At 60.4% G+C, this 12,169-nt stretch carries 14 protein-coding genes; 7 read left to right on the top strand and 7 right to left on the bottom strand.

Annotation, left to right across the window (positions count from 1 at the left end):
• The first annotated feature begins 110 nt into the window (after nt 1-110).
• Both ICA16_RS17530 and ICA16_RS17525 read left to right on the top strand, forming a co-directional pair.
• Nucleotides 111-758, top strand: a complete 648-nt coding sequence (locus tag ICA16_RS17530; protein WP_210701145.1) for an FMN-dependent NADH-azoreductase — start codon at nt 111-113, stop codon at nt 756-758.
• A 120-nt stretch (nt 759-878) separates the two neighbouring features.
• Nucleotides 879-1,757 carry an esterase/lipase family protein gene (locus ICA16_RS17525; RefSeq protein ID WP_210701144.1) on the top strand — a complete coding sequence of 293 codons (879 nt, stop codon included), beginning with the start codon at nt 879-881 and terminating at the stop codon, nt 1,755-1,757.
• Nucleotides 1,758-1,903: 146 nt separating this feature from the next.
• Here ICA16_RS17525 and ICA16_RS17520 read toward each other — a convergent pair whose 3' ends face one another.
• The gene (locus tag ICA16_RS17520) at nt 1,904-2,791 is read right to left on the bottom strand and encodes a DMT family transporter (RefSeq protein WP_210701143.1); all 888 of its coding nucleotides are present in this window, start codon (nt 2,789-2,791) and stop codon (nt 1,904-1,906) included.
• A gap of 96 nt (nt 2,792-2,887) precedes the next feature.
• Here ICA16_RS17520 and ICA16_RS17515 point away from each other — a divergent pair, with 96 nt between their 5' ends.
• The 3 genes from ICA16_RS17515 to ICA16_RS17505 all read left to right on the top strand — a co-directional run bounded on the left by ICA16_RS17515 (nt 2,888) and on the right by ICA16_RS17505 (nt 5,314).
• A complete protein-coding gene (locus ICA16_RS17515) occupies nt 2,888-3,682 on the top strand; it encodes an AraC family transcriptional regulator (RefSeq protein ID WP_210701142.1) in 795 nt (264 codons plus the stop codon).
• Nucleotides 3,683-3,745: 63 nt separating this feature from the next.
• Complete coding sequence (locus ICA16_RS17510; RefSeq protein ID WP_042557433.1) at nt 3,746-4,051, top strand: PsiF family protein; 306 nt, start codon at nt 3,746-3,748, stop codon at nt 4,049-4,051.
• A gap of 249 nt (nt 4,052-4,300) precedes the next feature.
• Nucleotides 4,301-5,314 carry an AI-2E family transporter gene (locus ICA16_RS17505; protein WP_150602595.1) on the top strand — a complete coding sequence of 338 codons (1,014 nt, stop codon included), beginning with the start codon at nt 4,301-4,303 and terminating at the stop codon, nt 5,312-5,314.
• A gap of 133 nt (nt 5,315-5,447) precedes the next feature.
• Here ICA16_RS17505 and ICA16_RS17500 read toward each other — a convergent pair whose 3' ends face one another.
• Nucleotides 5,448-6,722: an Hsp70 family protein gene (locus ICA16_RS17500; RefSeq protein WP_210701141.1), complete on the bottom strand. Its 1,275-nt coding sequence runs from the start codon at nt 6,720-6,722 to the stop codon at nt 5,448-5,450.
• Between the two features lie 292 nt (nt 6,723-7,014).
• On the opposite strand from ICA16_RS17500, the gene ICA16_RS17495 reads away from it, so the two are divergent.
• Together ICA16_RS17495 and ICA16_RS17490 are read left to right on the top strand one after the other, a co-directional pair.
• Entirely contained in the window at nt 7,015-7,965 is a 951-nt protein-coding gene (locus tag ICA16_RS17495; RefSeq protein ID WP_042557436.1) for a DnaJ C-terminal domain-containing protein, read from the top strand.
• Between the two features lie 23 nt (nt 7,966-7,988).
• Nucleotides 7,989-8,294, top strand: a complete 306-nt coding sequence (locus ICA16_RS17490) for a chaperone modulator CbpM (protein WP_150602593.1) — start codon at nt 7,989-7,991, stop codon at nt 8,292-8,294.
• A gap of 202 nt (nt 8,295-8,496) precedes the next feature.
• Here ICA16_RS17490 and ureC read toward each other — a convergent pair whose 3' ends face one another.
• From ureC to ureA, 5 genes are all read right to left on the bottom strand, one after another.
• Entirely contained in the window at nt 8,497-10,197 is a 1,701-nt protein-coding gene (gene ureC / locus ICA16_RS17485) for an urease subunit alpha (protein WP_150602592.1), read from the bottom strand.
• A 139-nt stretch (nt 10,198-10,336) separates the two neighbouring features.
• Nucleotides 10,337-10,642 carry an urease subunit beta gene (locus ICA16_RS17480; RefSeq protein WP_150602591.1) on the bottom strand — a complete coding sequence of 102 codons (306 nt, stop codon included), beginning with the start codon at nt 10,640-10,642 and terminating at the stop codon, nt 10,337-10,339.
• The gene (locus ICA16_RS17475; protein WP_210701140.1) at nt 10,642-11,175 is read right to left on the bottom strand and encodes a GNAT family N-acetyltransferase; all 534 of its coding nucleotides are present in this window, start codon (nt 11,173-11,175) and stop codon (nt 10,642-10,644) included. The genes ICA16_RS17480 and ICA16_RS17475 overlap by 1 nt, the downstream gene beginning before the upstream one ends.
• 5 nt (nt 11,176-11,180) lie before the next feature.
• Nucleotides 11,181-11,714 (bottom strand): GNAT family N-acetyltransferase, encoded by a 534-nt coding sequence (locus tag ICA16_RS17470; RefSeq protein WP_210701139.1) that lies wholly within the window; start codon nt 11,712-11,714, stop codon nt 11,181-11,183.
• A 9-nt stretch (nt 11,715-11,723) separates the two neighbouring features.
• Complete coding sequence (gene ureA, locus ICA16_RS17465) at nt 11,724-12,026, bottom strand: urease subunit gamma (protein WP_042557443.1); 303 nt, start codon at nt 12,024-12,026, stop codon at nt 11,724-11,726.
• Between the last annotated feature and the right edge of the window lie 143 nt (nt 12,027-12,169).

The following is a 12,169-nucleotide window of genomic DNA, read 5'->3' as shown; positions in this document are numbered from 1 at the left end:
TGGATGAAATGGATTCATCCCGACTGATTTTTGCTCATTTGAAGTCGGGCGGCTACGAGCTTCAAGCTGCAAGCCACAAGCAGTTGGATTCTAGTCCGGAGGAAGTACAGATGAGCAAAATTCTTGTGATCCATGCCAGCCCGCGCGGCGACCGTTCGCACTCGCGGCGTCTGGCGGAAGGTTTTCTCAGCGCCTGGCAGGTGCGTCATCCACAGGCTCAAGTGACGCGTCGTGAAGTCGGCCGGGCGCTGATTCCGGCGGTCAACGAGGCCTTTGTCGCGGCGGCATTCCATCCCGAGCCCGATGCTCGGTCGCTGTCGATGCAGGCTGATCTGGCACTCAGCGATCAACTGGTTGGCGAGTTGTTCGACCACGATCTGTTGCTGATTTCCACGCCGATGTACAACTTCAGCGTGCCCAGCGGCCTCAAGGCCTGGGTCGATCAGATTGTGCGATTGGGCCTGACCTTCGATCACACGCTCGACAACGGTGTGGCCCAGTACACACCGTTGTTGCAGGGCAAGAGGGCGTTGATCGTCACCAGTCGCGGCGGTTTCGGGTTCGGTCCGGGCGGTGAGCTGGAGGCACTGAATCACGCCGACCCATGGCTGCGCACGGCGCTGGGTTTTATCGGCATCAACGACGTCACGGTGGTCGCGGCCGAAGGTGAGGAGTCTGCCGAACGCACTTTCGCGGTATCGGTGGCCGAGGCTGAGCAGCGCTTGCTTGAACTCGCGAGGGAGTTCCAGGTGGCCTGATTGTGGCGGGGGTTGCAGGGCTGAAGTAGGCTGAACGCTGCGTTGTCATCATTACAGCGGATGCTTGGCGGGTGTTTTGCACGCCTTGCATCCACTTACCGACCACAAGGATGTTTGCCCATGTCGACGCGTTATCCATTGGTGCTGGTGCCGGGAATGCTCGGGTTTATCCGGCTGGTGCTTTATCCGTATTGGTACGGGATTATCAAGGCGTTGCGCCGTGGTGGTGCAACTGTGATTGCGGTGCAGGTGTCGCCGCTCAATTCGACCGAGGTGCGTGGCGAGCAGTTACTCGCGCTCATCGACGAGATTTTGCGCGAAACCGGGGCGCAGAAGGTCAATCTGTTTGGCCACAGTCAGGGCTCGTTGACGGCGCGTTATGCCGCAGCGAAACGCCCGGATCTGGTGGCGTCGGTCACTTCGGTGGCCGGGCCCAATCATGGTTCGGAACTGGCCGACTATCTGCACAAACACTACCCCGCAGACAGCGCCAAGGGTCGTATCCTCGAAGTGCTGCTGCGTTTTGTCGGCTGGCTGATGGCGTTGCTGGATACCGGTTATCACGGGCCGAAACTGCCCGTGGATATCCACGCCTCGCATCATTCGCTGACCACTGAAGGCGTGGCGCTGTTCAATCAGCGTTATCCACAGGGCCTGCCTGAAACCTGGGGTGGCCACGGGCCGGAAGAGGTCAACGGCGTGCGCTATTACTCGTGGTCGGGGACGTTGCAGCCGGGCAAGACGGATCGTGGCGGCAATCTGTTCGACGGGACCAATCGCAGCTGTCGGTTGTTTGCGAAAACCTTTGTCCGTGAGCCGGGACAGTGCGACGGGATGGTCGGGCGTTACAGCTCGCATCTGGGCACGGTGATTGGCGACGACTATCCGCTGGATCACTTCGACATCGTCAACCAGTCGCTGGGGCTGGTGGGCAAGGGCGCGGATCCGGTGCGGTTGTTTGTCGAGCATGCGGCGCGCCTGAAGGCTGCCGGGCTGTAACCGTTGAGGTGCAGTGAATTAGGTGTGGCGAGGGGATTTATCCCCGATGGGTCGCGCAGCGGCCCCAAAAAAGCGGGGGACGCTGCGCGACCCATCGGGGATAAATCCCCTCGCCACAGAGACCACAAACCCTACAAAAGGTCACATCAGGCAACGCTGAGTTTGCGGCCCAACACCGTCGTCCAGCGCTCGGAAAGAATCACCCCGCCCAACGTCAGCAAACCACCCACCAGGTGATACATCGCCAGTCGTTCCTTCAATACCAGCGCCGCAATCAGCGCGGTAATCAACGGCAGCAAGTTGAAGAACAGTGTGGTCCGGCTCGGCCCGAGGCGCATCACCGCCTGCATCCACGCCAGCGGCGCGACCATCGATGCCAGCAGGCACGCATACAACACCAGCGGAATATTCTGCAGCGTCAGCCCGGTTTTCGGTGAGGCGGCATACAGCGGAAACAACACCACAATCGCTACCAGCACCTGCAAATACAGCAACACCAGCGGGGGCAGGCGCAGCTGCCATTTCTTCAGCAAGGTGCTGTAAATCGCATAGGCGAGCGTGGCGATCAGCATCATCGCATCGCCCAAATTCACGCCGTGTTGCAGCAACGCGCCGAGGCTGCCCGACGACACCACCACCAGCACACCGGCAAACGACAGCACCGCACCCACCAACGCACCGGCAGTCAGGCGCTGGCCGAGGCTGATGATTGCCATGGCCAGCGACATCAATGGCATCAGCGACAGGATGATGCCCATGTTGGTTGCCGTGGTCAGGGTCGCGGCGAAGTAGGCGAGGCTTTGATACACCGCCATGCCGAGCACGCCGAGGACGAAAATCTTGCCCAGGTTGGGGCGGATCTGCGGCCAGTGCGCGATCACTTGTTTGAGCATGAACGGGGTGAACAGCAAACCGGCTAACAGCCAGCGGTAGAAACCGATCTCGGCCGGAAAGATCGCGCCGACCGCGAGTTTGTTGATCACGGTGTTGCCGGCCCAGATAAAGATCGCCAGCAGGGGAAAAGCGTATTGCATGCGTTGAAACCAGTACGTTGATGAAACGTGATTATCCCCTGTCTGGATGCAGCCCTATACTTCGAACCAGACAACCTGGCACTGAAAGCGGACAGCATGAACAGTAAACACATCGATCTGCTCGATTTCAGCGAACTGCCGTCAGCGGTGTACTTCCGTTACGCCGATTTCAACGCCCATGAGTTTGCCGCGCCGCACCGCCATCCGTGGGGCACTCTGGAATACGCCGCTCACGGGGTGTTGCACATGGACGTCGATAGCAGTCGTTTCATGTCGCCGCCGCAATACGCGGTGTGGGTGCCGCCGCAGGTCGAACACAGTTTCTACAGTCATCAACCGGTCAATTACCGGGCGGTCTGTCTCGATCCCAAGGTTTGCGCCGAGTTGCCGGCGCGGGCCTGCACATTGGCGATCAGCGATATCCTCAAGGCGATTCTCAAAGACTTCGCCGCCCGTGACGTGAAGATTCCCGAGCTGGATGCTGATCAGCGTCTGGCTCAGGTGCTGGTCGATCAACTGCAACAGGCGCCGGTGCATGAGTGTTATCTGCCGTATGCAAGCAGCCCCGGATTGCTGGCGATTCTTGAAACGCTGCAAGCGCAGCCAGGCAACAACCAGCCGCTGGCGCACTGGGCTGCGCAGGTGCATGTCAGCGAGCGCACGTTGGCGCGGCAGTTTGTTCGAGAGCTGGGGATGAGTTTCGGTGAGTGGCGCCAGCGTCTGCGCTATCTCGCCGCAATTGAAGCGCTGGAAACGTCGCACAGCGTGCAGGAAATCGCTTTTGATCTCGGCTACAGCAGCGGCTCGGCGTTTATCGCCATGTTCGCGCGGCAGGCCGGTTGCACGCCGGAGCAGTACCGCCGCAGCCACCTGGAAGGCAGGAAGATGTAACAGGATTTGGCTACACTCCAGCAGAGGCCGCCTCCATCGAAGCGGCGACAAGGAGAAAACTCCATGAAGATGTTGCGTGTCCCGTTGTTGATGATTGGTTTGCTCCTGTGTTCCCAGGGTTTCGCCGCCACGGCGCAACAGAACAAAATGACCACCTGCAATGCCGATGCGACCGCCAAGAGTCTGAAAGGCGATGAGCGCAAAACCTTCATGAGCACTTGCCTCAAGGCAGCGCCGGCGGCCAATGATGCCAAGGCCCTGACCCCGCAACAGCAGAAGATGACCACCTGCAACGCCGACGCGAAAACCAAAGCCCTGAGCGGCGATGCGCGCAAGGCGTTCATGAGTGAGTGCCTGAAGAAAAAGTGATCCTCTGACCTTGTGGTGAGCGTGCCGGCCTCATCGCGGGCAAGCCCGCTCCCACAGGGTTTTGGTCGGCTCAGATAATTTGTGTACGACGCAATCACTGTGGGAGCTGGCTTGCCAGCGATGAGGCCAGATAGCCCTCTGAGCTTTTGACTCATGGCCCCGATCAGGCTTGCCCCAGCATATCCCTAGTGCTCCCCCCGGAACGCTGGCAGACTGCCAATCCTTTTACGCCGTTCGTTTTGAGGCTGTATGCCAACGTTTTCTGAGCGTCATGTTGTGTTCTGGGTCAGTTGCATCATCATTTTCGGCGGGTTGCTGCTCGTCCTGCCGCTGCGCTTGTTGCCCAGCCTGCTGGCCGGGTTGCTGGTGTTCGAACTGGTCAACATGCTCACCCCACAACTGCAACGGCTGATCGAAGGTCGCCGCGCTCGCTGGCTGGCGGTGGCACTGCTCGGTACGCTGGTGGTCAGTGTGCTGGCGTTGCTCTTCGCCGGGGCTATCAGTTTCCTCCTGCACGAAGCGGAAAACCCCGGCGCCTCTCTGGACAAATTCATGGGCGTGGTCGACCGTGCGCGCGGTCAATTACCGCCATTCATCGACGCCTATTTGCCGGCCAGCGCCGCTGAATTTCGTGTGGCCATCGGCGAATGGATGAGCAAACACCTGTCCGATCTGCAACTGGTGGGCAAAGATGCGGCGCACATGTTCGTGACGTTGCTGATCGGCATGGTGCTCGGCGCGATCATCGCCTTGCAGCGCATACCGGACGTGACCAAACGCAAACCGCTGGCGGCCGCGCTGTTCGATCGTCTGCACCTGCTGGTTCAGGCCTTTCGCAACATTGTTTTCGCGCAGATCAAGATCTCCCTGCTGAACACCTTCTTCACCGGGATTTTCCTCGCGGTGATCCTGCCGATGTTCGGCGTCCATTTGCCGCTGACCAAGACACTGATCGTCCTGACCTTCCTGCTCGGCCTGTTGCCGGTGATCGGCAACCTGATATCGAACACGCTGATCACCATCGTCGGCCTGTCGCTGTCGATCTGGGTGGCGATGGCCGCACTGGGTTATCTGATTTTTATCCACAAACTCGAATACTTCCTCAACGCGCGCATTGTCGGCGGGCAGATCAGTGCCAAGTCGTGGGAATTGCTGCTGGCGATGCTGGTGTTCGAGGCCGCATTCGGCCTGCCGGGCGTAGTGGCGGGGCCGATTTATTATGCGTATCTGAAGAGTGAGTTGAAGCTGGGCGGGATGGTCTGACCGATGGGCCTGGGTTGCCTGATCTGACGCCATCGCTGGCAAGCCAGCTCCCACAGGTCATGCGCCGCTTTCGAAAGCGGTGTCAGTTCTGTGGGAGCTGGCTTGCCAGCGATAGGCGCAACTGGGTATCTGATCAGTCCATGGCGCCGTAGCGCTTCATCGCCTCAATCGCCAAACCGCTGCCAATGCTGCCGAAGATATTCCCCTCGACGTGCCGCGCTTTCGGCAACATCGCCGAAACGCTGTTGCGCAGCGCCGGGATGCCGCTGGAACCACCGGTGAAGAACACCGTATCCACTTGATCCACGCGCACATTGGCATCGTTCAGCAGGTTCGTGACGCTGCCGCGCACCCGCTCCAGCAGGGCATCGATCGCTGATTCAAACAACGCCCGCGTCAGCTCCACGCTCAACCCGGCTTCGATGCGGTCCAGCGGCACGTGGCGGCTGTCGGCGTGGGTCAGCTCGATCTTGGTTTCCTCGACTTCCATCGCCAGCCAGTGCCCGGCGCGTTGTTCGATCAACTTGAACAGACGATCAATGCCGCCCGTGTCTTCGATGTCGTAGCGCATGCTGCCCAGCGCCAGACTCGATTTTTGCGAGTACACCGAGTTGATCGTGTGCCAGGTTGCCAGGTTCATGTGATGGCTGGTCGGCATGTAGGCGCCGCTCTTCATGCGGCTGCCGTAGCCGAACAGCGGCATCAGGCCTTGCAGGCTCAGCTGTTTGTCGAAGTCGGTCCCGCCGATGTGCACGCCGCCGGTGGCGAGAATGTCGTCGTGGCGGTTATCCACACCGCGACGCTCGGGCGACAGGCGGACCAGCGAGAAGTCGGATGTACCACCGCCGATGTCGACGATCAGGACCAGCTCTTCCTTTTCGATGGTCGACTCGTAGTCGAAGGCCGCAGCGATCGGTTCGTACTGAAACGACACGTCTTTGAAACCGATCTTTTTCGCCACGTCCACCAACGTGTCTTCGGCTTCCTGGTCGGCCAGCGGATCGTCATCGACGAAAAACACCGGGCGGCCGAGCACCACTTGCTCGAACTCCCGACCGGCGGCGGTTTCGGCGCGGCTCTTCAGTTGGCCGATGAACAGGCCGAGCAGGTCCTTGAACGGCATCGCCGTGCCAAGGACGCTGGTGTCGTGCTTGATCAGCTTGGAGCCGAGCAGGCTTTTCAGCGAGCGCATCAGGCGGCCTTCGTAGCCTTCCAGGTACTCGTGCAGCGCCAGGCGACCGTACACCGGGCGGCGCTCCTCGAAGTTGAAGAAGACCACCGACGGCAGGGTGATCTTGTCGTCTTCCAGCGCGATCATCGTTTCCATGCCGGGGCGCAGCCAGCCGACGGTGGAGTTGGACGTGCCGAAGTCGATGCCGCAGGCACGGGCTGGAGAGGCGTCTTTCATGTCTTTCGGTTCCGGTCAAAAAAACGGCCGCGCAGTGTATGTCAGTGCGCGGCAGATTCGTAGGCCGGTCATCTGCTATTTGATGACTAATCTTGCTTGAAACTCGCAGCTTTGCCCCAAACTTGCTGGCATGGGCCGGCAGATACACCGGCGGTCGCAAGAACCGCCGTCCACTGCCGATAAACTTCTGCAGCGCCACCCGGTCACAAACTTGAGATCGGTCAACCCGGCACGCGCGAATCGGCGCATGCTGGCATGGGCGCGAAATCGATAACGGATGGTGATTCCTTCAATGGACTTCAAAGACTATTACAAGATACTCGGCGTGGAGCCGACAGCAGACGACAAGGCCATCAAGGCTGCCTATCGCAAGCTGGCGCGCAAGTACCACCCCGATGTCAGCAAGGAAAAAGACGCCGAGTCCAAATTCAAGGACGCGTCGGAAGCCTATGAAGCGCTGAAAAGCGCCGACAAACGCGCCGAATACGACGAGCTGCGCCGCTACGGCCAGCACGGTCAGCCGTTCCAGGGACCGCCGGGCTGGCAGAGCCGTGGCGGTTTTGGTGGCGGCGGTCAGGACACCGGCGACTTCTCGGACTTTTTCAGTTCGATCTTCGGCAATCGCGGCCCCGGTTTCGGTGGCGGTGACGGTCGGCAACAACGCAGTGCAGGGCGCCGAGGGCAAGACGTGGAAATGGAACTGCCGATCTTCCTCGAAGAAACCCTTTCGAACGAATCGAAAAAGGTCACCTTCCAGGTGCCGCAATACAACGCGGCGGGCCAGCACGTCAGCAACACCAGCAAAAGCCTGAACGTGAAGATCCCTGCGGGTGTGACCGACGGCGAGCGCATCCGCCTCAAGGGCCAGGGTGCACCGGGTGTGGGTGGTGGCGCGAGTGGCGATCTGTACCTGACCATCCGTTTGGCGCCGCACCCAAAATTTGATGTCGAAGGCGAGAACCTGATCATCACGCTGCCTTTGGCACCGTGGGAGCTGGCGCTGGGTGCCGAAGTGGCCGTGCCGACCCTGACCGGCAAGATCAACCTCAAGGTGCCGGCCGGCAGCCAGAACGGCCAGCGCATGCGCGCCAAGGGCCATGGTCTGAAAAACAAGGCCGGTGAGCGTGGTTATCTGTTCGTGCAGCTCAAAGCCGTCATGCCAAAGACCGCCGACGACGAGGTCAAGGCGCTGTGGCAGGAACTGGCGAAGAAAGCCGCTTTCAATCCGCGAGAGAACTTCTGAACCCAGCGACGGAGTAGCCCATCATGAGCAGCCCCCTGATCGTTCAACTGGACATGGCAGAATTCTGCGAGGCGGCCGATTTGTCGGACGTCTACGTGATCGAAATCGTCGAACACGGCATCCTCGAACCTCAGGGCGCGCAGCCCCGGGAATGGCGCTTCACCGATTACGAACTGGCCCTGGCCAAGCGCGCCGCGAAGCTGCGGCGCGATCTCGATCTGGAATGGGAAGGCGTCGCACTGGCGCTGGACCTGCTTGAAGAGGTTCGCGAACTGCGCGCCGAGAACAGTATGTTGCGCCAGCGGTTGGGACGGTTGGTGGTCGAATAACCGAATCGCGGCCCCTGTAGGAGCTGCCGAAGGCTGCGATCTTTTGACCTTGTTTTTTAAAAGCAGGATCAAAAGATCGCAGTCTTCGACAGCTCCTACAGGGATTGGTGTACGCAGGCCCTTGTAGGAGTGAGCCTGCTCGCGATGAACGATTAAGCGGTACGACAGACAGAATGAAAAAGGCCCGGATGGGCCTTTTTTGTCAGAACAGGAAATAGCGCTGCGCCATCGGCAATGTTTCCGCAGGCTCACACCAGAGCAACACACCGTCAGCCTTGACCTGATACGTCTGCGGATCAACGTCGATGTTTGGCAGGTAATCGTTGTGGATCAAGTCGGTTTTCTGCACCTCGCGGCAACCTTTGACCACCGCGATTTTCTTTTTCAGACCCAAGGCTTCCGGCAACCCGGCTGCCTGCGCCGCTTGACTGATAAACGTCAGGCTGGTGGCATGCAGTGAACCGCCATAGCTGGCGAACATCGGCCGATAATGCACGGGTTGCGGCGTAGGAATCGAGGCGTTGGCGTCGCCCATCAGGCTTGCCGCAATGGCGCCGCCCTTGAGAATCAACGTCGGTTTCACGCCGAAAAACGCCGGACGCCAGAGCACCAGATCCGCCCATTTGCCCACTTCGATCGAGCCGACTTCATGGCTGATACCGTGAGTGATCGCCGGGTTGATCGTGTATTTGGCGATGTAGCGTTTGGCGCGGAAGTTGTCGTTGCCTGCGCCGTCCTGTGGCAGCGGGCCGCGCTGCTTTTTCATCTTGTCGGCAGTCTGCCAGGTGCGCGTGATGACTTCGCCGACGCGGCCCATGGCCTGGCTGTCGGAGCTGATCATCGAGAATGCGCCGAGGTCGTGGAGGATGTCTTCGGCGGCAATCGTCTCGCGGCGAATGCGGCTTTCGGCGAACGCCACGTCTTCGGCAATGCTCGGGTCGAGGTGGTGGCAGACCATCAGCATGTCGAGGTGTTCGTCGATGGTATTGCGGGTGAACGGTCGGGTCGGATTGGTCGAGCTCGGCAGCACGTTGGCGAAACCGCAGGCCTTGATGATGTCCGGCGCATGGCCGCCACCGGCACCTTCGGTGTGATAGGTGTGGATGGTGCGGCCCTTGAACGCGCCGAGGGTGGTTTCGACAAAACCGGATTCGTTGAGCGTGTCGGTGTGGATCGCCACCTGCACGTCGTACTGATCGGCGACGTTCAGACAGTTATCGATGCTCGCCGGGGTGGTGCCCCAGTCTTCGTGTAGCTTGAGGCCGATGGCGCCGGCCTTGACCTGCTCGATCAACGGCTCCGGCAGGCTGGCGTTGCCCTTGCCGGTGAGGCCGATGTTCATCGGGAACGCGTCGGCCGCCTGAAGCATGCGCGCCAGGTGCCACGGCCCGGAGGTACAGGTTGTGGCGTTGGTGCCAGTGGCCGGGCCGGTGCCGCCGCCGATCATGGTGGTGACGCCACTCATCAGCGCTTCTTCGATCTGCTGCGGGCAGATGAAGTGGATGTGCGTGTCGATGCCGCCCGCGGTGAGGATCATGCCTTCGCCGGCAATGACTTCGGTGCTGGCGCCGATGGCGATGGTCACGTTGGGCTGCACGTCCGGGTTGCCGGCCTTGCCGATTGCGGCGATGCGCCCATCCTTGAGACCAACGTCAGCCTTGACGATGCCCCAGTGATCGATGATCAGCGCATTGGTGATCAGCGTGTCGACGACTTCGGCAGCCAGCAGTTGGCTTTGGCCCTGACCGTCGCGGATGACTTTGCCGCCACCGAATTTCACTTCCTCGCCGTAAGTGGTGAAGTCCTGTTCGACTTCGATCCACAGCTCTGTGTCGGCCAGGCGCACCTTGTCGCCGACGGTGGGGCCGAACATGTCGGCGTAGGCCTGTTTAGAAATCTTCATGTGCTCGCCTTGGGATTCAATTGGTTTTGAAATCGCTCGCATTACTCGCTTTCGCGAGCAGGCTCGCTCCTACATTTGATCGCGGTCTCATGTAGGAGTGAGCCTGCTCGCGATGGCTTTCTTGCAGTCACCTGATGACTTAGAGATCACCCATGACCCGCCCGGCAAAACCGAACACCCGCCGATGCCCGGCGTAATCCACCAGCTCGACTTCCCGGCTTTGCCCCGGCTCGAAGCGCACCGCTGTGCCGGCCGCGATGTTCAGGCGCATGCCACGGCTGGCCGCGCGATCAAACGTCAGGGCGTCGTTGGTTTCGAAAAAGTGATAGTGCGAGCCGACCTGGATCGGCCGATCGCCGCTGTTGGCGACTTTCAGGCTGACGGTACGGCGGCCGACGTTGAGTTCAATGTCGCCGGGCTGGATCTGGTATTCGCCAGGAATCATCACTGGGCTCCTTGCAGAACTTTGTAATAGAGGGCAGTCGGTCGATACGTGCCGTGGGGATCGCAGGCGTAGTCGGGGATGGCCCCGGCGCGGGTGTAACCCAAGGACTTGTAGAAGTCTTCAGCAGGCGAGCCTGCCTCGGTATCGAGGTAGAGCATGCCGCGCTTGTGCTTGGGCGCTTCGAGCTCCAGCGCTGTCATCAATTGCTGGCCGAGACCACGACGACGCGCTTGCTCGCGTACCAGCAGTTTTTGCACTTCGGCGCGGTTCAGGCCATTGGCCTTTTGGCACAGGGCCAACTGCACACTGGCCAGCACTTGCTCGTCGTTGACCACCACCCAAAGCAACACGCTGCCCTTGTTGACGTTGTCTTGCACCTCATCGAAATAGGCGCGGGCCTGCGCGGCATCGAGGTCGGCCATGAAGCCGACACTGGCGCCATACCCCACGGCATCAAGCAGCAGATCGATCAGGCCCTGACGATAATGCGCAAAACTTTCAGCGTTGACGCGGCGCAGTTGGGCGGCGTTCATCGGTGTCACTCCTTGTCGGTGTCGGGCGGCTCCGCGCCAGGGTTGAGGGTCAGTTGCATGAAGGTCAGGTCCAGCCAGCGGCCGAACTTGGTACCGACTTGCGGCATCTGCCCGGTGATGAGGAAACCGGCGCGCTCGTGCAGGCGAATCGAGGGGGCGTTGCCGCTTTCGATGGCGGCGACCATGACGTGTTTGCCGCAGGTTTTTGCGCGCTCGATCAGTGCAGTCATCAGTTGCGGACCGAGGCCGTTGCCGCGTTGGTCGTTGCGTACGTAAACCGAATGCTCGACGGTGTGGCGGAAGCCGTCGAAGGGCCGCCAGTCACCGAACGAAGCGTAGCCGAGCACCGTGTTGTCGCTGTCGACGATGACCAGGATCGGGTAAGCCTGAGCCTGGCGTGCGGCGAACCACGCTTGCCGGTTGCCGAGGTCGACGGCCGATTCGTTCCAGATCGCCGTGGTGTTGAGCACGGCATCGTTGTAGATATCGCGGATCGCCGGCAGGTCGGCGTGGAGGGCATCGCGAATGGCGTAAGTCATGGCGCGGCCTCAGACAATCGGTTGGTGGACGGTGACCAGTTTGGTGCCGTCGGGGAACGTTGCCTCAACCTGAATCTCCGGGATCATTTCCGGGATGCCTTCCATCACTTGATCGCGGCTGAGCAGGGTGGTGCCGAAGTGCATCAGCTCGGCCACGGTGCGGCCGTCACGGGCGCCTTCGAGCAGGGCGGCGGAGATGTAGGCCATGGCTTCCGGGTAGTTGAGCTTCACACCGCGAGCCAAACGCCGCTCGGCGACGAGGCCGGCGGTGAAGATCAGCAGCTTGTCTTTTTCGCGTGGGGTCAGGTCCATTTGGAATCAATCTCGGCAGTTAAAGATATTAAGTCGTGCGCACTGTAGGAGCTGCCGAAGGCTGCGATCTTTTGACTTTGTTTTTAAGTGCAAGATCAAAGGATCGCAGCCTCGTTTCACTCGACAGCTCCTACAGGGGGATT

The sequence above is a fragment of the Pseudomonas anatoliensis genome, from assembly GCF_017976235.1.
Lineage (GTDB): Bacteria > Pseudomonadota > Gammaproteobacteria > Pseudomonadales > Pseudomonadaceae > Aquipseudomonas > Aquipseudomonas anatoliensis.
The sequence above is the reverse complement of the archived record's forward strand: the minus strand, read 5'-3'. Positions and strand labels throughout refer to the sequence as shown.

Excerpts from the sequence above, each read along its gene's own strand:
- ICA16_RS17520 (WP_210701143.1), bottom strand. The coding sequence starts at position 2,791 with ATGCAATACGCTTTTCCCCTGCTGGCGATCTTTATCTGGGCCGGCAAC.
- ICA16_RS17475 (WP_210701140.1), bottom strand. The coding sequence starts at position 11,175 with ATGAACGCCGCCCAACTGCGCCGCGTCAACGCTGAAAGTTTTGCGCAT.
- ICA16_RS17505 (WP_150602595.1), top strand. The coding sequence starts at position 4,301 with ATGCCAACGTTTTCTGAGCGTCATGTTGTGTTCTGGGTCAGTTGCATC.
- ICA16_RS17525 (WP_210701144.1), top strand. The coding sequence starts at position 879 with ATGTCGACGCGTTATCCATTGGTGCTGGTGCCGGGAATGCTCGGGTTT.
- ICA16_RS17495 (WP_042557436.1), top strand. The coding sequence starts at position 7,015 with ATGGACTTCAAAGACTATTACAAGATACTCGGCGTGGAGCCGACAGCA.
- ICA16_RS17470 (WP_210701139.1), bottom strand. The coding sequence starts at position 11,714 with ATGACTTACGCCATTCGCGATGCCCTCCACGCCGACCTGCCGGCGATC.
- ICA16_RS17510 (WP_042557433.1), top strand. The coding sequence starts at position 3,746 with ATGAAGATGTTGCGTGTCCCGTTGTTGATGATTGGTTTGCTCCTGTGT.
- ICA16_RS17500 (WP_210701141.1), bottom strand. The coding sequence starts at position 6,722 with ATGAAAGACGCCTCTCCAGCCCGTGCCTGCGGCATCGACTTCGGCACG.
- ICA16_RS17480 (WP_150602591.1), bottom strand. The coding sequence starts at position 10,642 with ATGATTCCTGGCGAATACCAGATCCAGCCCGGCGACATTGAACTCAAC.
- ureA (WP_042557443.1), bottom strand. The coding sequence starts at position 12,026 with ATGGACCTGACCCCACGCGAAAAAGACAAGCTGCTGATCTTCACCGCC.
- ICA16_RS17515 (WP_210701142.1), top strand. The coding sequence starts at position 2,888 with ATGAACAGTAAACACATCGATCTGCTCGATTTCAGCGAACTGCCGTCA.
- ureC (WP_150602592.1), bottom strand. The coding sequence starts at position 10,197 with ATGAAGATTTCTAAACAGGCCTACGCCGACATGTTCGGCCCCACCGTC.
- ICA16_RS17530 (WP_210701145.1), top strand. The coding sequence starts at position 111 with ATGAGCAAAATTCTTGTGATCCATGCCAGCCCGCGCGGCGACCGTTCG.
- ICA16_RS17490 (WP_150602593.1), top strand. The coding sequence starts at position 7,989 with ATGAGCAGCCCCCTGATCGTTCAACTGGACATGGCAGAATTCTGCGAG.